The following is a 1,080-nucleotide window of genomic DNA, read 5'->3' as shown; positions in this document are numbered from 1 at the left end:
AAGACAGGGGCCAAGCACTTGCGGGTGCGGGGGCTGGAAGCCGTGCGATTCTGCGTGGTCCTGAAGGTTTTGGGGATGAACATTTTCCGGGCGACGCGTTACCGGAGGGCGAAAAATGGGGGCGGCCCCAGGTCAGGGGGCCTGAATCTCCCTGTTTTGCGCCTGCTTTTTCATTTCAAAGAACAAATTGTGCGCCTGTGGGAGAAGATGGGCTTGAATCCGGGAGGAAAACGGATTCGGATTGATATCCGCTGTTCATCGCCCCATTTCAGGCTGCAACCCGATTTTTAACTTTTTACCTGGGCATCAACTCTCCCTGTTCAATCCCTGGGCCTATCCCGGCCCTAAACGCAGAGACTTGCTGGACGCCTCCCGGGCTGGTCTATTCAAGGAGCATTGCCTCCCAATCTGCCCGTTGACATGCCGGCCACCTGCTTCAGTAGGACTCAGGGCCGCCCCTCCAACGACCCCCTAACGGCTCTGGGGTGCGCAATCCTCCAGCAAATCCACGATCTCACCGATCAGGAAACCGTCCACGCCCTGGATCTTTCTGGGGAATCCGACACGGAGAAATACCTGTGCGAGCGCACCCTCCGCAACACCCGGAAGCGGATGATCGACAACAACCTGGATGAAGCCGCGTTCACGCTGGTCACCCAGGCCCTGGCCGGGGCCTTTGATGTAGACGTGCGAAAACATTGGCTGGATTCGGTCCACATCCATGACAGTCACGCCCTGATTCCGGCCATTGAATCCGTTCAGGAAAAGGGCCTGGGACTGGAATCCGTGACGGCCGACACCCATTACGCCAGCGACGAAAACGTGCAAAAAGCCGCGGAGTTGGGCGTGGAACTGACTGTTTAGGGGACGTCCCTGACTAATCCACTAACTTTATATCATTTTGAAATAATGCATAAATTCAATCGTTACAATATAGATTTAACGCAGTTCATTAATCTTTTATCGGCTCGTAAGGCGCCAATATGGGGGTTCTTGGGGACGTCCCTTAATAAGTGACTAACTTTTTATCTGTTTGAAATAATGTATAAATCCATTCACTATAATGTTAATTTAGCATAG

General features: G+C 53.0%; 2 protein-coding genes. Both read left to right on the top strand.

Annotated features, from left to right (window positions below; all coding sequences use genetic code 11):
* Positions 1-291 (top strand): hypothetical protein (locus BUE18_RS28030; RefSeq protein ID WP_211482823.1); only part of this gene is annotated, 291 nt, incomplete at its 5' end.
* Between the two features lie 105 nt (positions 292-396).
* Positions 397-864: a transposase gene (locus BUE18_RS18925; RefSeq protein ID WP_073477749.1), complete on the top strand. Its 468-nt coding sequence runs from the start codon at positions 397-399 to the stop codon at positions 862-864.
* Positions 865-1,080 lie beyond the last annotated feature (216 nt).

Source organism: Desulfatibacillum alkenivorans DSM 16219, assembly GCF_900142135.1.
Lineage (GTDB): Bacteria > Desulfobacterota > Desulfobacteria > Desulfobacterales > Desulfatibacillaceae > Desulfatibacillum > Desulfatibacillum alkenivorans.
This window is presented reverse-complemented; position numbering and strand designations above follow the sequence as displayed.